Annotated in this window: 21 protein-coding genes and 1 tRNA gene; 15 read left to right on the top strand and 7 right to left on the bottom strand. The window is 66.3% G+C overall.

Annotation, left to right across the window (positions count from 1 at the left end):
* Positions 1–289: 289 nt before the first annotated feature.
* From ACFOOR_RS06960 to ACFOOR_RS06950, 3 genes are all read right to left on the bottom strand, one after another.
* Positions 290–514 carry a hypothetical protein gene (locus ACFOOR_RS06960; RefSeq protein ID WP_343165774.1) on the bottom strand — a complete coding sequence of 75 codons (225 nt, stop codon included), beginning with the start codon at positions 512–514 and terminating at the stop codon, positions 290–292.
* An 81-nt stretch (positions 515–595) separates the two neighbouring features.
* Positions 596–1,240: a DUF924 family protein gene (locus tag ACFOOR_RS06955; RefSeq protein ID WP_343165773.1), complete on the bottom strand. Its 645-nt coding sequence runs from the start codon at positions 1,238–1,240 to the stop codon at positions 596–598.
* The gene (locus tag ACFOOR_RS06950) at positions 1,237–3,033 is read right to left on the bottom strand and encodes a long-chain-acyl-CoA synthetase (protein ID WP_343165772.1); all 1,797 of its coding nucleotides are present in this window, start codon (positions 3,031–3,033) and stop codon (positions 1,237–1,239) included. The genes ACFOOR_RS06955 and ACFOOR_RS06950 overlap by 4 nt, the downstream gene beginning before the upstream one ends.
* A gap of 226 nt (positions 3,034–3,259) precedes the next feature.
* Between ACFOOR_RS06950 and ACFOOR_RS06945 the strand changes: the two genes are divergently transcribed.
* Positions 3,260–3,772, top strand: coding sequence for a hypothetical protein (locus ACFOOR_RS06945; protein ID WP_343165771.1), 513 nt, complete (start codon positions 3,260–3,262; stop codon positions 3,770–3,772).
* Between the two features lie 119 nt (positions 3,773–3,891).
* On the opposite strand, the gene ACFOOR_RS06940 is transcribed toward ACFOOR_RS06945, so the two are convergent.
* Positions 3,892–3,976 (bottom strand) — tRNA-Leu (locus ACFOOR_RS06940).
* Positions 3,977–4,073: 97 nt separating this feature from the next.
* On the opposite strand from ACFOOR_RS06940, the gene ACFOOR_RS06935 reads away from it, so the two are divergent.
* From ACFOOR_RS06935 to ACFOOR_RS06900, 8 genes are all read left to right on the top strand, one after another.
* Positions 4,074–4,724 carry an exopolysaccharide biosynthesis protein gene (locus ACFOOR_RS06935; protein WP_343165770.1) on the top strand — a complete coding sequence of 217 codons (651 nt, stop codon included), beginning with the start codon at positions 4,074–4,076 and terminating at the stop codon, positions 4,722–4,724.
* A gap of 54 nt (positions 4,725–4,778) precedes the next feature.
* Positions 4,779–5,282, top strand: coding sequence for a disulfide bond formation protein B (locus tag ACFOOR_RS06930; RefSeq protein ID WP_343165769.1), 504 nt, complete (start codon positions 4,779–4,781; stop codon positions 5,280–5,282).
* Positions 5,279–5,845, top strand: a complete 567-nt coding sequence (locus tag ACFOOR_RS06925; RefSeq protein WP_343165768.1) for a demethoxyubiquinone hydroxylase family protein — start codon at positions 5,279–5,281, stop codon at positions 5,843–5,845. Before ACFOOR_RS06930 ends, ACFOOR_RS06925 begins: the two co-directional genes overlap by 4 nt.
* A 118-nt stretch (positions 5,846–5,963) precedes the next feature.
* On the top strand, positions 5,964–6,158 hold the full coding sequence (locus tag ACFOOR_RS06920; protein ID WP_343165767.1) for a hypothetical protein: 195 nt from the start codon (positions 5,964–5,966) through the stop codon (positions 6,156–6,158).
* Between the two features lie 47 nt (positions 6,159–6,205).
* Positions 6,206–6,937 carry a hypothetical protein gene (locus ACFOOR_RS06915; protein ID WP_343165766.1) on the top strand — a complete coding sequence of 244 codons (732 nt, stop codon included), beginning with the start codon at positions 6,206–6,208 and terminating at the stop codon, positions 6,935–6,937.
* A 57-nt stretch (positions 6,938–6,994) separates the two neighbouring features.
* Positions 6,995–8,251 (top strand): efflux RND transporter periplasmic adaptor subunit, encoded by a 1,257-nt coding sequence (locus tag ACFOOR_RS06910; RefSeq protein WP_343165765.1) that lies wholly within the window; start codon positions 6,995–6,997, stop codon positions 8,249–8,251.
* On the top strand, positions 8,238–8,942 hold the full coding sequence (locus tag ACFOOR_RS06905; RefSeq protein ID WP_343165764.1) for an ABC transporter ATP-binding protein: 705 nt from the start codon (positions 8,238–8,240) through the stop codon (positions 8,940–8,942). The genes ACFOOR_RS06910 and ACFOOR_RS06905 overlap by 14 nt, the downstream gene beginning before the upstream one ends.
* Complete coding sequence (locus tag ACFOOR_RS06900) at positions 8,939–10,147, top strand: ABC transporter permease (protein WP_343165763.1); 1,209 nt, start codon at positions 8,939–8,941, stop codon at positions 10,145–10,147. The genes ACFOOR_RS06905 and ACFOOR_RS06900 overlap by 4 nt, the downstream gene beginning before the upstream one ends.
* Here the strand turns inward: ACFOOR_RS06900 and ACFOOR_RS06895 are convergent.
* On the bottom strand, positions 10,137–10,703 hold the full coding sequence (locus ACFOOR_RS06895) for an HNH endonuclease (RefSeq protein ID WP_343165762.1): 567 nt from the start codon (positions 10,701–10,703) through the stop codon (positions 10,137–10,139). The two genes, ACFOOR_RS06900 and ACFOOR_RS06895, sit on opposite strands and share 11 nt — an antisense overlap.
* Positions 10,704–10,880: 177 nt before the next feature.
* On the bottom strand, positions 10,881–11,564 hold the full coding sequence (locus ACFOOR_RS06890) for an alpha/beta hydrolase (protein ID WP_343165761.1): 684 nt from the start codon (positions 11,562–11,564) through the stop codon (positions 10,881–10,883).
* 89 nt (positions 11,565–11,653) lie between these two features.
* On the opposite strand from ACFOOR_RS06890, the gene gluQRS reads away from it, so the two are divergent.
* From gluQRS to ACFOOR_RS06870, 4 genes are read left to right on the top strand one after another with little or no spacing between them, the layout of a single operon-like run.
* Complete coding sequence (gene gluQRS, locus ACFOOR_RS06885) at positions 11,654–12,529, top strand: tRNA glutamyl-Q(34) synthetase GluQRS (protein WP_343165760.1); 876 nt, start codon at positions 11,654–11,656, stop codon at positions 12,527–12,529.
* A gap of 10 nt (positions 12,530–12,539) precedes the next feature.
* The gene (locus tag ACFOOR_RS06880; RefSeq protein ID WP_343165759.1) at positions 12,540–13,481 is read left to right on the top strand and encodes a DMT family transporter; all 942 of its coding nucleotides are present in this window, start codon (positions 12,540–12,542) and stop codon (positions 13,479–13,481) included.
* Positions 13,482–13,490: 9 nt separating this feature from the next.
* A complete protein-coding gene (locus ACFOOR_RS06875; protein ID WP_343165758.1) occupies positions 13,491–14,606 on the top strand; it encodes an aromatic ring-hydroxylating oxygenase subunit alpha in 1,116 nt (371 codons plus the stop codon).
* Between the two features lie 39 nt (positions 14,607–14,645).
* Entirely contained in the window at positions 14,646–14,852 is a 207-nt protein-coding gene (locus ACFOOR_RS06870; RefSeq protein ID WP_343165757.1) for a twin transmembrane helix small protein, read from the top strand.
* Positions 14,853–15,038: 186 nt separating this feature from the next.
* On the opposite strand, the gene ACFOOR_RS06865 is transcribed toward ACFOOR_RS06870, so the two are convergent.
* Complete coding sequence (locus tag ACFOOR_RS06865) at positions 15,039–16,109, bottom strand: serine hydrolase domain-containing protein (protein WP_343165756.1); 1,071 nt, start codon at positions 16,107–16,109, stop codon at positions 15,039–15,041.
* 86 nt (positions 16,110–16,195) lie between these two features.
* Between ACFOOR_RS06865 and ACFOOR_RS06860 the strand changes: the two genes are divergently transcribed.
* Complete coding sequence (locus ACFOOR_RS06860; protein WP_343165755.1) at positions 16,196–16,771, top strand: cob(I)yrinic acid a,c-diamide adenosyltransferase; 576 nt, start codon at positions 16,196–16,198, stop codon at positions 16,769–16,771.
* A 138-nt stretch (positions 16,772–16,909) separates the two neighbouring features.
* Positions 16,910–17,518 (top strand): YceI family protein, encoded by a 609-nt coding sequence (locus tag ACFOOR_RS06855; protein ID WP_343165754.1) that lies wholly within the window; start codon positions 16,910–16,912, stop codon positions 17,516–17,518.
* Positions 17,519–18,006: the final 488 nt, after the last annotated feature.

The raw sequence follows: 18,006 nt of genomic DNA, 5'->3' as shown, positions 1-18,006 counted from the left end.
ACCCTGGCTCTCCCACGGGCTTGCAAGCCCCAGGGTGGATCGGTCTTCCATCCGCCGCCGCACACGGCATCATGCCACAGGCAGGCAGGACAGAGTTACAAGGGTGGCGCGAAGCGCCGGGTGAGGGGGACAGCCGCACACCGCGACTTCGGAGCAGAACCCCTCATCCGCCCTTCGGGCACCTTCTCCCCTTCAAAAAGGGGAGAAGGGAAAAGGAAAGGCCGTTGGCGAAACAGCAAAGGCACCCTCCTCTCGAGCAAGTGGAGGGAGGAGCGTTCATTGAGAATGTCTAATGCACCGTGATCTCGCCCGCGCGGTCGAGGCGGCCAGCAAGCGCGTCCTCCATCACCGAGCGCAAGGCGCGCCAGGCGTCGGCGCGGCCGTCATCGCCGATCGCTTCCATTTCGCCGACGGCCTCGTCAGCATAGCCGATGGCGCGGGGACCGTGCCGGTCGACAAGGGTGAAGGCGATCTGGCGCATGTCGTCGGCGGTGATGCGGGAAGAAACGGGCATGGGGGTGATACTCTCCGGAAGCGGTTCGATCCGGAGAGGAGCAAGCGGCGGGCCAGCACAACAAGAGCTTAAGTGATTGATTTAATTGTCGTTGGACGAGTGTTCCGAGACCGGTGTGCGTGACGATCCTGCCGTGTCGGAGGATTTTGCCGGGCGTTTCGCGCCGGGTGCGTAGCCGCCCCCTTCGAGATAGGCGATCTCTTCCGGCGTCGAGGTCCGCCCGAGCGCGGCATTGCGATAGGGGAAGCGGCCGAAGCGTTCGATCACTTCGCGATGCTTCTTCGCGTGCTCGACCGTGTTGTCGCCGTCGGGCAGGCGCTCGGCGCACAGGGCGACGCAGAGATTCTGGTCCTCGATGTCCTCGGAATGCATGAAGGGCATGTAGACGAAGGAGCGGCGCTCCGGCTGAATCGTCCAGTCGAGCCCGCTGTCGACCAGTCGGAAGGCGGCGGCATGGGCGAGATGATCGAAGTCGAACGCCTTGCCCGAACCGCGCCAGGTGTTCCGCGTCAGCTGGTCGAACAGGATGATCAGGGCGAGCGCGCCGTCGGCCGTGTCTTCCCAGGGATGGCCGTCCGGATCGCCGCGCCGCCCCTCGGCTTCGATCGCTTTTGCAAACCGCCGGCGGATTTTCGCATCGAACTTCGCGTCGGAGACAAACCAGCGCTCGCGCGGGATTTCGTCGAACCAGAATGTCAGGACCGATTGCGGCGTGATCGTCGTCAAAGGCGTTTCGTTCCGTCGTTGATCGCGGTGAACAGGGCCGGTTTCAGGGCAATATAGCCCTTCTCGTCGTCGTCGAACCAGAGCGGATCCTTCACCGTCTTCGGATCATAGCCCTGTTTCACGAGGTCGACCTTGCGGAACTTGAACGTGCCGGTGGTGTCGGTCTCTTGCTGCAGCCGGATGAAGACCGGGCGGGCATAGGCCGGAAGCGCCTCGTGGATATGCGCGCGCAGGCCGGCCAGATCGAAGTCCGGCGCCACGACCAGCGCCGCCATGCCGGCGCGGCCGGGATATCCCTGCACCTCGACGCCATAGACATTGGCCTGCTGAACCCCCGGGAAGCGGCCGATCGCTTCGGCGACCTCGTTGGTCGAGACGTTTTCCGAGCGCCAGCGGAAGGTGTCGCCCACCCGGTCGACGAAATAGAAATAGCCCGCCTTGTCGCGCTTCATCAGGTCGCCGGTGCGGAACCAGGCATCGCCGGTTTCGAAGACGTCGCGGAGGATTTTCTTCGCGGTCTCTTCCTTGTTCTGATAGCCCTCGAAGCGGAAGCGGGTGTCGTTCGGATCGATCCGCCCGATCGCCTCGCCGACCTCACCCGGTTCGGCCTTGCGGCAGAAGCCGTCGGGCCCGCGCACCGGCTGTTCCGTCTCGTAGTCGAAGGCGGCCAGCGCGACATTGAAGCGCCATTCCAGCCAAGGCGGGATCCGGCCGATGGCACCGGGCCTGGAGTCGAGATTGACCAGGCCGACATTGCCCTCGGTCGCGCCGTAGAATTCCATGATGCGCGGAATCGCGAAGCGCTTCTGGAACTCGACCCAGATGTCGGGCCTGAGACCATTGCCGATGATGCAGCGGATGTCGTGATCGTCCTCGGCCGGATTGGGCGGCGTCGACAGCAAGAAGCGGCAGAGTTCGCCGACATACATGAACAGCGTGGCGCGATAGCGCTGCACCTCGTCCCAGAACAGCGAGGCGGAGAATTTCTTGCGCACGATCAGCGCGCCGCCGCGCGAGATGGCGCAGCCGACGCCGCACAGACCGCCGGTGGAATGGTAGAGCGGCAGCACCATGAACATGCGGTCGCCGGGACCGGCATTGCAGCCGGCGGAGAAGATGTTGAGGTAGTACATCACCCGCGTGTGGGCGAGCGGGGCGGCCTTGGGCATGCCCGTCGTGCCCGACGTGTACATCTTGAGGCAGGCATCGCGCGCCCGCAGATGCGCGCGGTGTTCCCGTGAAGGCCGATCGGCGGGCTGGCCGGCGATGGCCTCGTCGAAATCGCCCGCCCCTTCGGGGGCGGCTGTGCGATCGAGATACCAGGGCGCCATCTCGCACCCGATCTCGTCACAGGCGCTGTCGAAAGCGTCCTTCAGCTCGTCCTCGAGAATGACGGTGCTGGCGCCGGAAATCGACAGGCAGTGCGCCAGCGACGCGCCGCGCAGCTGGTAGTTCACGAGCGCGGAGACGACGCCGACCTTGGACAGGCCGTACCACAGGGCAATGTATTCCCAGCGATTGGTCAGGAAGAGCGCGACCGTGTCGCCGGGTTTCAGCCCCTGGCCCAGTGCCCAGTGCGCCACGCGGTTCGCATAGGCGTCGTATTCGGCATAGCTGATATCGCCGGTCTCGGTGATGAAGACGGGCAGGCCGCTGTGCCGGTCGACGATGTCCTCGAGATGGTCCGGGGTCAGAGTCTCGGAATCCGGCTTGATCCAGCCCACCTCGCGCGTGACGCGCAGAAGTTCCTTCAGATAGAAGAATTCGCGTCCGAGATAGCTGAACAGACCCATGCTTCGACAACTCCCCGATACCGGCCTCCGGCAGACCGCGATGCGACGATAAGGGGGCGACTCCCCCGGTCAAGAAAGGCAAACCGCAGCAAGTGAACACGGTTCACTTCGCAATGTTACACACCCGTGCCAGACCGGCGCGCCGCCGTTCAGCCCGGTTTCATCTTCGCGCCGTTAACCGTCTCTGATAAGCTCGCCTCAAAGCGCGAAAAAAGGGTGTACGGCCATGCTCAGGCTCTACGTGTTCCTCGCCGCACTCGGCATTGTCGGGGTGTTCGGCGGATTCTTCCTCGGCCAGTCCGTGCCGTGGGCCGCGGAAGCCGGATACGGCGTGATGGTTTTCGCGGCGCTGGCGATGATCTTCTATCCCGCGCGGCGCACCGTCACCTCCTGGGTGATCGCCATTCCGCTGGCGCTGGTCACCTGGTCGATGCTGTCCTCGCTGGCGGCGCAGCTGGCCGGCCTGTTCGACCTGTCGCTGCACCCGGTCCTGCAGGACGTGCTCGCCTTCAACATCGCGATGCAGGAACGCCTGACCGTCATGGTCACGGGCCAGCCGGAAACCGTGTCGATGGCGATGGCGGAACGCGCCGGCGACTTCGCCGACGAACCCGGCCTGCTGGACGGGATCGGCGGACGCATCGCGATCGATGTTGCCGTCGCGACCGTGGCCACTCTGGTCACGGGGCTGGTGAAGAAGCTGCTGAATATCGGCGGCAGCCGCCCGGTGGGGGCGTAGCGCCAAAGCTTTCGTTGTGGAATTCGGCATTCCGGACCCTCAGGGTCCGCAAGCGCGACTGCGCGCCCGCAGCTTCAGCGAGGATCGACCGAGCGGAGCGAGGGAGAACAGAAAAAGAGTGGTGCCCCCGGTCCGACTCGAACGGACACTCCCGAAGGAAACGGATTTTGAGTCCGTCGCGTCTACCAGTTCCGCCACGGGGGCCATTGCCGTGAAGCGGGCGGAACTTGCCTCCGGTCGCGCGGCAAATCAACAAGCAAGCGCGCTCGACGCCGCAGCCCGGCTCGCCTAGCTTCGCGCCATGAGCGAGCCGACTCCCTCCCCCGATCCGGGCGAAAGCGCCACCGGTCTGATCGCCCGGCTGGAAGAGATTGCGCGTGACGCGCCGGATGACGGAATCACGCTCGACGATTTCATCGAAGCGCTCAGCGAGCGGGCCTTCGGCGTCGTCCTGTTTGCCCTCGCCCTGCCTGTCTGCATCCCGTTTCTCTACGTGGTCCCACAGATCGTCGCCCTGCCGATGATCGTGCTGGCCGGTCAGATGGTGGCGGGGCTCGGTGAACCCTGGCTGCCGGAGAAATTCGCCGCGCGCCGGATCGGCAAGTCCGGCCTTGAGCGCATGGCGAAGTCCGGCCGCCGCTGGTTCGGCTGGCTCGAGGCGCTGGCCCGGCCGCGCCTGCTCGTCTTGTCCGGCCCGGTGGGCGAGCGGATCACGGGCGGCTTCTTCTGCCTGTTCTGCGCGTCCATCCTCGTTCCGCTACCGCTGACCAACTCGACGCCGGGCGTCGCGATCGTCGTCGCGTCTCTGGGTCTGATCACGCGGGACGGCATATTGATCCTGCTGGGCCTCGTGCTCGGGACGGCGTGGATTTCGATGCTCGTCATCGGCGGACCGGCATTGATCTACACCATCATCGAGTGGGCTCGCGCTTTCGTGAGCGGGGGCGGCTGACCGCCGCAGCCCAACCGGCTTGCACACCGGCGCGGCTCGCCTATCGTTCCACTCATGATGTTTCCTGCCGCCCATCGCTGGCCTCTGTTTGCCGCGCTCGCCTCCGCGCTGATTCTGGGCGGCGCGTATTTCTTCCAGTATGTGCTGCACTATGCGCCGTGCGCGCTGTGCTACGATCAACGCCACATCCACCAGGCGGTGATCGGCGCGGGCCTCGTCACCGGCGTGGTGATGCATTTCGCCCCGGGCACACGCCGGTTCGGATGGATCGCCTGCCTGCTGGTCGGCGGCATCTTCGCCTGGTCGGCCGGGTTCGCGGGCTGGCATGCCGGGATCGAGTATGGCTGGTGGGAGGGTCCCGCCACCTGCACCAATACCGGCAGTACCGAGGTTTCGATGTCCGATCTCAACGCCCTGCTCAGCGGCGGCGGCGATCCGATCGTCCTGTGCGACGAGGCGGCGTGGACGCTCTTCGGTATCTCGATGGCCGGGTATAATGCACTGATGTCCGCCGGGCTGGCGCTGCTGAGTGGCCTCATTGCCTGGAGGCGCGCATGAGCCGCGCGAAGCGACCGCCCCTGCCCGGTTCGCGTTCGAGCCGCGAGGCGGTGAAGGCCATGGTCCGGGTCGACCATGCCGGGGAATATGGCGCGGTGACGATCTATCAGGGCCAGCGCGCGGTGTTCGACCGGATCCCCTCGAAGGGACGGGTCGCCGCCCAGCTGAAGCAGATGGAAGCCGACGAGCAGCACCATCTCGATGCGTTCGACGCGCTGATCGCGGCGCGCGAATCACGCCCGACGCTGATGATGCCGCTGTGGCAGATCGCCGGACGCGCGCTCGGAATCGGCACGGCCCTGATGGGTGAAAAGGCGGCCCACGCCTGCACGGAAGCGGTCGAGGATGTGATCGAGCGCCACTATGCCGGCCAGGTCGAAGCGCTTGAAACCATGGGCGAAACCGGTCTGGCGGCGCAGTTCGCGCAATTCCGCGAGGAAGAAATCGCACACCGGGATACCGCCCTGCATGAAGGCGCGCGCGACGCGGTTGGCTATCCCGTGCTTTCCGCCGCCATCAAGACCGGTTGCCGGACGGCAATCGCAATTTGCAAGCAGGTCTGAACCCTTACGCAGAATTGCAGTCCCGCGTTAATTTTTTGTTTACTTTGGTTAACGCCCCCCGCTAGTTTCGCCTATCCCGCAGCGTTGCGGGCGTTCGCGTTAAAGTAGGGGACTGACTATGAAACTGTATCGGATCGCTGTGGGTGTGGTCGGCGCGCTGATGCTGAGCACAGCTGTCTATGCCAACTGTCAGACATGCGGTGGCATCTGCAATTTCTATTGCAACAACGCTTATGGCGACGACGAGGGCGAGCTCAACGCCTGCCTCGACGGCTGCCAGGTCGGTTGCATTGTCGCGTGCATTGACGATTAATCCGAAGGTTGCAGAACTGACGTTCTAGACCTTCTGGAGTTCACCGAATGCTCTTTTTCGAAATCGCGAGCCTTGGCTCAGCGCTTCTGGGGGCTTCTTTGGCGTGGGCGGCACAGGACGGAGACCCGGCCTGTGCCGCTCTCGATTCCTACTTGCCCCCGCCTGCCGGCACGGAAATCCTGTACGAGACGGTCAATGACGAAGGCCGCGCGCTGAGCATCACGACGCTAAACCGGATCGGGGAAAGCGATGGCGCCGAGACGGACTGGATCCGTCAGAGCATCTCCTCCTTCGACATGGCGGGCGAACGTCTGTTCCCGCCGCGCGACCAGAGATCGGTCGCGGCCCTGTTCATGCTGGAATCCGGACCTTCCGACGGCGATGAAGGGCAGCGCCGCTATGGCTATTCCGACGATCCACTGGAATTGCTGACCGGGCTGCAGCCCGGCGAGACGGCGACAACCGAACGCGCCGAGACCTCGGCGATGGGCAATCGCACGCGGACCATTCGCGGCCCCCTCATCATCACCTTCGAAGGCTGCGGCACGGTGGATGTCGGCGGGGTCGAGGAGCCGGTTCGCTTCTACCGGCTGGTCTCCGATTCGCGGTCCTACATGCCGGGCCGCCGGCCGGAGGCCGACATGACGGTGACCACGTCCCGGACGATCGCGCTGTCGACCCGCTATGGCTGGCCGCTGCAGACCGATACCGGCGAATACCTGATCCGCGCGACCCGTGTGAGCCTTCCCGACGAGGCAGGTGACGCTGACGTCGAATAGGGTCATAACCAGAAGGTGCAGACGCATTCCCGCGACAGTGGGGCAGAGCCCTCAGGTATGATGAAACGACTGGCCGCCTGTTGTCTTCTTGTCGCTCTGGCGACCGGTTGCTCCGGAGAGTCCGGGCCGATCGATGCCCCGGGCGGCGACTCCCAGATCATCGAGCGCGGCAGCTACCGCGTCTACCCGGTCAGCCGCGGCGACATCGTCGACATCGTCCCGGCCGTGGGCGAAATCCAGGCGGCTGCAGCGGTCGAGGTGGGCGCTGAAGTCAGCGGAACGGTGGCCGAAATCCTCGTCGACTTCGACGCACCCGTCGAGGCCGGCCAGCTTCTGGCGAGGATTGACCCGGCCCCGTTCGAGGCGGCGCTGCGCCAGGCGGAAGCCCAGCTCGCCATGGCCACGGCGGACCGCGATGCGGCGTCTGCCGAATACGATTCACAGAATGCCCAGCTGGAGCGGATACGCACGCTGACCGGCCGCGGGGCCGGTTCCACCTCGTCCTTGCAGGACCGTGAATTTGCCGTGCGGACGGCGCGCGCCGATCTCGCCCGGGCCCAGGCTGGCATGGCGCTGGCGCAGGCGCGGGTCGAGGACGCCCAGTTCGCCCTTGGCCGCACGGAGATCCGCGCGCCGATCGACGGTTTCGTGCTGGAGCGGCGGGTCGAGGCCGGGCAGGTGGTCAATTCGGTGCAGACCGCGCCGACGCTGTTCGTGATCGCCGCCAACCTCACCGAGGTCGTGATCGAGGCGCGGGTCGCCGAAAACGACGTCGGCCGGATCGAGGAAGGCATGCGCGTCCGGTTCACGGTCGATGCCTATCCCGACGAGTATTTCGAGGGTGAAAGCGGCCCGATCCGGCGCGCGCCGATCCGTACCGGGCGGCTGGTCAGCTACCCGGTCGAGATCCGCGCGATGGATCCGGGCGAACGGCTGCTTCCCGGGATGACGGCATCGGTCGAGTTCGTGCACAGCGACGCGCGCAGCGTGCTGCGCGCGCCGATCGAGAGCCTGTATTTCATTCCCGACGACTACGCGCCGGACTTGCCGGAGGAAGCCCTGCGCATGGCGGAGGAACGCGGATCGCTGTCGCGCTTCGACTCGCCGGAAATGCGCCGCACCTTTCTCGCGAGCATCGAGGTCGGATTGTTGATCGCGCGCGACCGGGCCCGGGTTTTCGTGCTCGAATCGGGGTCCCCCGCGATGCGCGAGATCAGCGTCGGCATTCAGGATCTGGATTTCTTCGAGATCGCCGATGGCGAGGTGGAGGAAGGCGATCTGATCATAGTCGGCCCTGTTGATGACACGCGGTGATCGGCCCGCACGGCTGAAGGCCACGGGCGTCAGCCGCCGGTACCGGCGCAGCGGTGGCGGCGATGTTGTGGCGCTCGATGCTGCGGACTTCGAGGCGCAGGGCGGCGAACTGGTGCTGATCATGGGGCCGTCCGGTTCCGGCAAATCGACCCTGCTTGCCATTATCGGCCTGCTTGATCCCGCCGATGACGGCGCGGTGTTCCTCAATGGCATTGACGTCACGCGGGCCGGTGAGGACGAACGCGCGAGGCTACGGCGCACTCATCTCGGCTTCCTGTTTCAGGATGCCGGCCTGATCGACCGCAAGCCGATCCTCGACAACACCGCCCTGCCGCTGATCTATCGCGGCGTGCCGCGCCGGGAGCGGGAAAACCGCGCTCAGGCCGCGCTCGAAGCCGTCGGCCTGGCCGACCGGATGCATCATGCGCCCGGAGAATTGTCCGGCGGCGAGCGGCAGCGCGCCGGCCTTGCCCGCGCCATCGTGTGCAATCCCGACATCCTGATCTGTGACGAACCGACCGCAGCCCTTGACGCGGCGACCGCGCAGGACGTGGCGCGACGGATCAGCGAGATGAAGGAGCGCGGCGCCGCGGTCATCCTGGCAACGCACGACCGGGACCTGGTACCGCTGGCCGACCGGATCTACGAGATGCGCCATGGCCGGATCACCGAAGCGGGCGCGCCGACATGAAGGTGGCCGACATCTTCCGCGAGGCGATCTGGGGGCTGGCCAGCCGCCCCGCGCGCACGTCCGCCACGCTGATCGCACTCGCCATATCGGTCGCGACCGTGGCGCTGGTGGCCGGCGTTCTGGGCGGGTTCGAGCGTCGCATCGAACAGATGTCCTTCGGGGCCTATGGCCGCTCGCTGGTGATCCGCGAGAATTTCTTCATCGTCGACCGGGTCGGATCGCCGCGCCTGTCGGATATCGAACGGTTGCGCCGGTCGGTGCCGGGCGTGGAGAGCGCGGCTGCGTGGCGCATCCTGTTCGGTGCGGAGGTCGATACCCGCACGGTGCACGGCCAGACCGAGATCTACGGCGTCTATGGAGACTTCCGGCGCGAAGCGAGCGCGCCGCTCGCCGTCGGCCGGCATATCAGCGACGACGAGGCCAGCACGGCGCGGCGCATCTGTGTCCTGGGCGATCAGGCGGCGCGGCGGTTCTTTCCCGACGACACGGCGTTGGGCCGGACGCTGCGGATCAATGGCGTGTCGTGTGAAGTGATCGGTGTGCTGGGCGAGCCGCAGAACCGGATCGCCGAACGCTATTCCGGCGCGATCCTGACCACGTTCGGCGCGTCGGCGCGCTATTTCACCTACAACACGGTGATGGCGCCGGACGAGGCGTCGCAGATCACGCTGGTGCTGAATGACGGGCGTCATCTGGACCGGGCCCAGATGTGGGCGGACCGCACATTGCGGCGGCGCTACGGCGTGCCGTTTTCACAGGCCTCGCCCTTTCTCTATGCCGATCCGACGGCTTCGGTGCGCAGCCTGCGCCAGCAGCGCGAACTGGTTGCGCGCCTGCTCTTCGTGATCGCCGGTGTGGGTCTGATTTCGGGGCTGATCGGCTATGGCTCGGCCGTCGCGGCGGCCGCATCCGAACGCCGAAGAGAGGTGGCGCTCAGGCGAACGCTCGGCGCGTCGAAATCCGACATCGTTCTTCAGTTCCTGACCGAGAACGCCGTGCTGGGCGTGCTCGGCGGGGCGCTGGGCGGCGTGCTCGCGCTCGTGATCGGCGTCGCGGCGTCGCGGGCGTGGAACTGGCCGATCGATTTCGAACCGTCCGTGTTCGGCGCGAGCGCGCTCATCGGACTTTTCTGCGGGCTGGTGTTCGGCGCGCTGCCGGCCCGTCGCGCGGCCTCGGCCCCGCCGGCGGGGGCGGTCAGGACGTGAGTTCGACGTCCCAGTAGAGGAAGTCGAGCCAGCTCTGATGCAGGTATTTCGGCGGGAAGCGCCGGCCCTGGGACTGGAGCTGATGCATGGTCGGGCGCATCGGCAGGTGCGCTGCAACCATGCCGACCTCGGACGGGGTGCGGTTGCCCTTCTTCAGATTGCAGGGCGCACAGGCCGCGACGATATTTTCCCATGACGTGTTGCCGCCGCGCGAGCGCGGGATGACATGGTCAAAGGTCAGATTGTGAACATCGTCGGCACCGCAATAGACGCATCGGAAGCCGTCGCGCAGCCAGACATTATAGCGGGTGAAGGCCGGGAAGCGGTTCTGCGCGACGTATTCGCGCAGCGCCACGACCGACGGCACCTGCATGGTCAGGGACGGGCTGTGGACGCATTCATTGTAGCTGGACACCACGTCCACCCGGTCGAGGAAGACGTTCTTCACCGCCTCCTGCCATGGCCAGGTCGAAAGCGGCCAGTAGGACAGCGGCTGATAGTCCGCGTTCAGGACGAGACAGGGCCAGCCCTGCGGTGCCTTATCGAGCACTTGCATCGCGGCCTCCGTCATCGGCCGCACCGGTCAGACACCGGTCAGGTCTTGAGAGCGTACTGAAAACGCGCCTCCCGAGGGTTCGGGCCGGGCTGAAGATACGGCATCGCCATACCCGGCCGTCCGATCCATGGCGGAAGATATAGTCCCGTTCGCGTGACGCGCCTATGACAAGTGCTGTCAGACCCCAGATATTGCGGTCTGACCGTAGCGTCCGGACAACACCTTGCGCAGGAAGTGGGCGCCCAGCTCCATCCCGTCGGGTCCGATTCCGTGCGGAATGCCCGGCGAGATATGCCATTGCGCGCCGTGTCCGGCCTCGACCAGACCCTCGCAGGCGTCGAACATGAAGCCGAGCGGAAGGACCTGATCCTGGTCGCCATGGATCAGCATGACCGGCGGTTTCGAGGCGATCTCGCCCTTCAGCCCCTCGCGCCCCGCGAGTGCGCCGGAGAAGCCGAGTATGCCGGCGAAAGGCTGTTGCTGGCGCAGGCCGACATGAAGCGCCATCATCGTGCCTTGCGAGAAGCCGACGAGGGCGACATCGGACGGGCCGAGGCCGTAGCGCTTCATCTCGCCCTCGATGAAGGATTGCAGCACCGGGGCGGCGCGCCTTGTGCCGCGATCGGTCTCGGACGGGTCGAGCCGGGTCAGGGGAAACCACTGATAGCCGCCGGGTGCGCCGGGCACGGGTTCGGGGGCGTTGGGCGAGACGAATTGCGCATCGGGCAGTTCGCGCGCCCACGGCGCAGCGAGACCGATCAGATCCTCGCCATTCGCGCCATAGCCGTGAAGGAAGATCACCAGCTTTTTCGGGCGGCCGCCGGAAGCGGGCGGCTGGCGGGGTCCGTCGATCAGCATCATGTCGCGTCTGCTCCACAGTCATGGGTCGGCGGACTATAATCACGCAGGACGGCACTTGAAGCCCCGGCCCGGGCGCGCGATGCAGTGGCATGAAATTCGTCACGCGTTTCGCGCCCTCCCCGACCGGCCATCTGCATCTGGGTCATGCCTTCTCGGCGATGACGGCATGGCGCGCGGCACGGGAGGAGGGCGGTCGTTTTCTGCTGCGGATCGAGGATATCGACCGGACGCGCTGCAAGCCGGAATTAGAAACGGCAATCCTCGAGGACCTCGACTGGCTGGGCATCACCCATGACGGCGACGTGCGCCGGCAGAGCGACCATTTCCCGGAATACGCCGCGGCGCTGGACCGGCTGCGCGCGGACGGGCTCGTCTATCGCTGCTTCAAGACCCGCAGGGAGATCATGGAGGAGATCGAGCGCGCGCCGCACCATCCCGGCGAAGGCCCGGAGGGCGTGATCTATGCCGGGCCGGACGAGGAAATGGACCCGATCGAGGAAGCCGCCCGGCTGGACGCCGGCGATCCCTATGCGTGGCGGCTGTCGCTGAATGCGTGCCGGAAACGGCTCGGCGCTGACTGGGGCGGGCTCAGCTTTACCGAGGAGGGCGAGGGCCCCAATGGCGAGACCGGAACGATACCGATCCGCCCCGACCTGCTCGGCGATGTGATCCTGGCGCGCAAGGATGTCGGGACGAGCTATCACATGGCCGTCGTGCACGATGACGCGCTGCAGGGCGTGACGCATGTGATCCGGGGGCAGGACCTCTATCACGCCACGCACCTGCACCGCCTGCTGATCCACCTCCTCGGCCTGCCGGTCCCAGTGTGGCGGCATCACGGCCTGATCGCCGGGCCGGACGGCAAGCGCTTCGCCAAGCGCGACAAGTCGGCGACGCTGAAGGCGATGCGCGAGCGCGGGATGACGCGGAAAGACGTGCTGACGCAGCTCGGTTTCCGGGATTAGGCTCCGCCCCATGGGGGATTCGACCGACCATCTGACACCGCGGCAGATCGCCATCGGCACGATCGTGCTGATTATCGGCGCGATCGGCATCGGCATGGCCGCGCCGCTGGTGAAGCAGTCGGCGATGGAGCCAACGGCGGTGGCCTTCTGGCGCATGGCGCTGGCCATCCCCGCCGGGCTGATCTGGGCCGGGATCGACCGCAATCCGCGGCCGCAGGCGGCGCCGCCGGGCTGGCGGAAATATCTCTATCTCGCTTTGCCGGGTCTTCTGTTCGCCGGTGATCTTGCCTTCTGGCATTCGGGGATCAGGATCACGACGGTCGCCAACGCGACCTTCCTCGCCAATCTGCAGCCGGTCTTCGTGGTGCTGGCGAGCTGGCTTCTGTTCCGCGAGCGGCCGACCCGCGCCTTCCTGATCGCCGCCGCCGTGGCGGTCAGCGGGGCCGGGCTGCTATCAGCGGCGAACATCTCCATCGCGCCGGAACGCCTGCCCGGCGATGCGCTCTCGCTGATCACGGCGGTCTGGTATGCCGGCTATATCCTCGCCGTGCGGCGGGCACGGGCCTTCGCCTCGACCGGCATGGTGATCCTGTGGACCAGCCTCGCCTCGGCGCCTGTTCTCCTGATCGTCGCCTTCACCATGGGCGAGAGCCTGATGCCGCCCTCGGGACTTGAATGGCTTATCCTGATCGGCCTGGCGCTCGGCGTGCAGATCGGCGGTCAGGGCAGCGTTGCCTTCGGCCTCGGGCGCGTGCCCGCACCGGTCGCCTCGATCATCATCCTCGTGCAGCCCGTGGTTTCGGCGATCGCCGGCTGGGTGATGTTCGGCGAGGCGCTGGTCGCGATCCAGTTCCTCGGCGCGGGCCTCGTCCTGACCGGGGTATGGCTGGCGCAGCGGCGCGCGAAGCCTGCGGCAACTCCGCCCTTTGCGAAGCCGGGGCCGGGAGCGTAGAAGGCGGGGATGGCACTCGACACCGCACAGGGCCGCGAGCCCACTCCGCGCGTTTCCGACGAGGCCGTCGACGATGACGGCTTCCTGCGCGACCTGTGGTATTTCGGGGCCGTCGCCAGCGAGCTGAAGCCGGGCGAGCAGCTGCACCGGCTGATCCTGGGCGAGCCGGTCCTGATCGGCCGCACGCATGACGGCGAGGCCTTCGCCATGCGGGATATCTGCCCGCACCGCGGCATCATCCTGTCGACCGGACGGATGGTGAAGAAGGACGGCGAGACCACGGTCGAATGCCCCTATCACGGCTGGCGCTTCCGCAAGGATGGCAGCTGCGCCGCCATCCCGTCGCTGACCGCCGACCAGGCCGAGGCGATGGATCTGGCGAAGATCCGGGTACGGTCCTATCCGGTGCATGAATCCCAGGGCCTGATCTGGATCTGGTTCGGGGCCGACCCCGAAGCGGCGCCGGACCTCGACCCGCCGCGTCTCGACCTGCCCGAGGGCGCGCGGGTGAAGATGGTCGAGCGCGAAGTGTTCAACTGCCATGTCGATCACGCCGTGATCGGGCTGATGGACCCGGCGCACATCCCCTATATTCACCGGCAGTGGTGGTGGCGCACGGAGAAGTCCGTCCACGAGAAGGCGAAGAAGTTCGGCCCCGTGGAGCGCGGCTTCTCGATGCTGCCACACCGGCCGTCCTCGAACTCCTTCGCCTACAAGATCCTCGGCGCGAAGCCGGAGACCGAAATCCGCTTCCAGCTGCCGGGCCTCCGGACCGAATACATCAAGGTCGGGAATTCCTTCTTCACCGGCTTCACGGCGGTGACGCCGACGACGGCGGACTCCACGACGATCACCATCGTCGTCTACTGGAAGCATCCGGTGTTCGAGATCCTTCCGAACGCAATCCTGAGGAAGGCGATCACCACCTTCGTGCGCCAGGACCGCGACGCGGTGAATGCGCAGCAGAAAGGTCTCGCCTTCGATCCGAAGCTGATGCTGATCCACGACGCCGACGTGCAGGCCAAGTGGTATTACAAGCTGAAGCAGGCGTGGCGGACGCACCGCCAGTCGGGCCAGCCCTTCGTCAATCCGGTGAAGCCGGCCACGCTGCGCTGGCGCAGCTAGGCGCTTGCCGAACGGACCGGGCGGTCCAGATAGGTCGATATGCTTATCTTCGTGAACATCATGATCGGCGTGGCGCTCCTCCTGGTGCTGGTCACGCTCATTGCCGGCCTCGTCAACATGACGCGCGGCGGCGAAGGTTCGGCCGGGCGTTCGAACGTGCTGATGCGCTGGCGCGTCGGGCTGCAGTTCGCGGCGATCGCTCTGATGGTGCTCGGCTTCATCATCCGCGGCGCGATTTCGGGTTAGTTGCCCCTCCGCTTGAAGGGGAGGGACGCGAGCGGCTTGCGTGAGCAAGACGGGAGCGGGGTGGGGTGAGCGTTCCTTCACTCTCTCCGGGGTTCCCGCGAACGCGGGAATCCGAAGCCAGGCGCGAACTTCAGGTCCCCATTTTCATGGGGACCCCATGAATTATCCCCACCCCGAACTCCAGTTTCACTCCGGCGCGTAGCCCTGCACGACCTCACCGACGCGCGGAGCGACGCGGTCAAGGCGGCCGTCATTGACGCCGGCGACGGCGGCGCGGTCGGCCTCGGGCCACAGCACGGCCTGGACGAACCACATCGTGTTCGACCCGGCATGGCGCAGCACCGCACCCTCATCCGTCACGCCCCAGCCCATGGCGTAGTTTCCGCCTTCGGGCGGGGTCAGCAGGATGTTCCAGCTTTCCGGCGACAGGAAATCCGGGTCGCCCTCGCCGCGCGCGCCGGCCATCACCGCTTCGAGCCAGAGTGCGTAGTCCTGCATCGCCATGTGGACACGCCCGGCCGGGCCCATGGCGGGCGGGTTGTCGGCGCGAGCAGTGGGCGGCACGTCATTCAGGCCGCCGAAGAGGCTGGTGGAATGGCCGCGCGGCTGGTCCACCTGCCGGGTCGATCCCGGCGGGCCGAAACCGGCATGCTCGATGCCGAGCGGGGTGAAGACTTCGCGCACGAGCAGCGTCTCCCAGCTTTCGCCGGTCGCGGCCTCCAGCATCGTCCCGGCCACGGTGTAGCCGGCATTGGAGTAGAGAAACTCGCCCGGCGCCGCGCCCGGGTCATGGTCCAGCACGGCAGCGGCATAGCGCAGCCGGTCAGCCATCACGTCGCGGCCTGCGTCGGTGCCCATCAGCTGCAGCGAGGTGATCGGGCCGGGATTGGCGATGATGCCGGAGCGGTGATGCATCAGGTCGGCGAAGGTGGCGTCCGCGTAGTCGGGGCGGATCGTCTCGACGCGGTCGCCGAGCCACTCCGCGACCGTATCGTCCCACTCGACCACGCCCTGTTCCACCAGGCGCGCGACCAGCACCGCCGTCATCGCCTTGGTGTTCGATCCCAGATGCCAGAGATCGGTCAGCTCGATTTGCGCGTCCGAGCCTTCCGCCCGGACCCCGGCGACCGAAATCAACGGCTCGCCGTGATCGACGACCATCACGACCGCGCCGGGCGAGCCCTGATCGACAAGGCGCTGGGCATCGGCGGCGGGTTCGGCGGCCTGAAGCAGAAGGGCGGCGGCAAGGGCGATCATGGGCGGTCTCCGGCATGCGGGCTTGTTTCACCAGACTACCTGATCCAGTTTCGCGGTGTAAGCGGGAAGGAGGCCCGTCCGATCCCATGGTCCGGCTAACGAAAATCTACACACGCACCGGCGATGGCGGGAAAACCCGGCTCGGCGACATGACAGAAACGTCGAAGACCGATGCCCGCGTCGAGGCCTATGGCACGGTCGACGAGGCCAATTCCGCGATCGGCCTGGCGCGCGCCGCCCTGCCCGTCGGCAGCACGATCGACGCCGTCCTGATGCGGGTGCAGAACGACTTGTTCGACGTCGGGGCCGACCTCTGCGTGCCCGACCGGGGGGAGAAGCTGGAGTGGGAGCCGCTGCGCGCCACGGCGGACCAGGTGTCCGCGCTCGAGGCCGATATCGACCGCTTCAACGCCAAGCTCGACCCGCTGGATTCCTTCATCCTGCCCGGCGGCAGCGAGGCTGCCGCGCGGCTGCATGTGGCGCGCACGGTGATGCGCCGGGCGGAACGGCGCACCGTCGCGCTGGCCGAGTCGGGCGAGACTGTGAACCCGGAAGCGATCCGCTATCTCAACCGCGCCAGCGACCTGCTCTTCGTGCTCGCCCGCATTGCCAATGACGAGGGAAGGGCGGACGTGAAATGGGTGCCGGGCGGGCAGCGATAGGGCGCCCCGGTGTTGATTATTTCCCACAGGGCATAAGCGATTTTCGCCGCGGCGGGCTGACATCCCGGCGCGGCTTCCTATCTCCTGCAGCGGAACGGAGGCCGCCGCGCCATCCGAAGCTGGAGGAGACTTGCCGTCATGAAGCGTTTCGCCATTGCCCTTTCGGCCGCCGCGATGATCGCGCCGGCTGCCGCCGCCGCCCCCGTGACCTACGATTTCGACCGCAGCCACACCGAGATCCGCGCGAGCTGGGATCATGCGGGCTATTCGCGCCAGTCGATGCAGTTCACCCAGTATGACGGCACGCTCGACCTCGATCTCGAAACCCCGTCCAACAGCGTCGTCGACATCACCTTCTCGCTCATCGATGACGGCTTCTGGGTCGGCGCGCATCATGACCGCTTCATCGCGCACCTGAATTCCTCCGACCTGTTCAACACCGCCGAATTCCCGACCGCGCGCTTCGTGGCGACGGCGTTCGAGACCGAGGACGGCCAGACCGGCACGATGACCGGCGACCTGACCCTGCTCGGCGTGACCCATCCGGTGACGCTCGACGTGACGCTGAACAAGTCCGACGCGACCCAGGACGGACGCTCCAAGCTCGGCTTCACCGCCACCGCGACGCTGATGCGGTCTGAGTGGGGCCTCGGCTATGCCGTGCCCTTCGTCTCTGACGAAGTCCTTCTCGTGATCGAGACCGAACTGGTCGAGGAAGCCCCGGCCGAAGACGACGCCGCGGAATAGGGGTATCCCTCCCCGCCTGACGGAAAAGCCGGCTCCAAAAGGGGCCGGCTTTTTTTGTGTCAAAGACCCCTCATCCGGTCCTTCGGACCACCTTCTCCCTGGAGGGAGAAGGAAAGAATCCGCCCACATACTTCCCTCTCCCTGCAGGGGAGGGGCTGGGCTGGCAGGGGTGGTGGTGTTTCTACCCTCCCCTCGAAGGGGAGGGACGCGAGCGGCTTGCGTCAGCATGACGGGAGCGGGGTGGGGTGACGGTTCGCTGGATACCCCCACCCCGGTCGGCTGGCTGACGCTCAGCCTCCCGACCCTCCCCTCAGGGGGGAGGGTGAAAAAGTTGTCCGTCATTCCCGCGAAGGCGGGAATCCAGAGTGCCGTTCAAACTGGACCCCCTGAGTTCTCAAACGAAGTGCAACACCTTCCTAGGGTGTTGCGATGGGACAGCGATATCGACATTTCAGCGTTGAGGAACGGGTTGAGATTTCCCGTCTATC

Source organism: Hyphobacterium vulgare (assembly GCF_042643335.1).
Classification (GTDB): Bacteria; Pseudomonadota; Alphaproteobacteria; order Caulobacterales; family Maricaulaceae; genus Hyphobacterium; species Hyphobacterium vulgare.
This window is presented reverse-complemented; position numbering and strand designations above follow the sequence as displayed.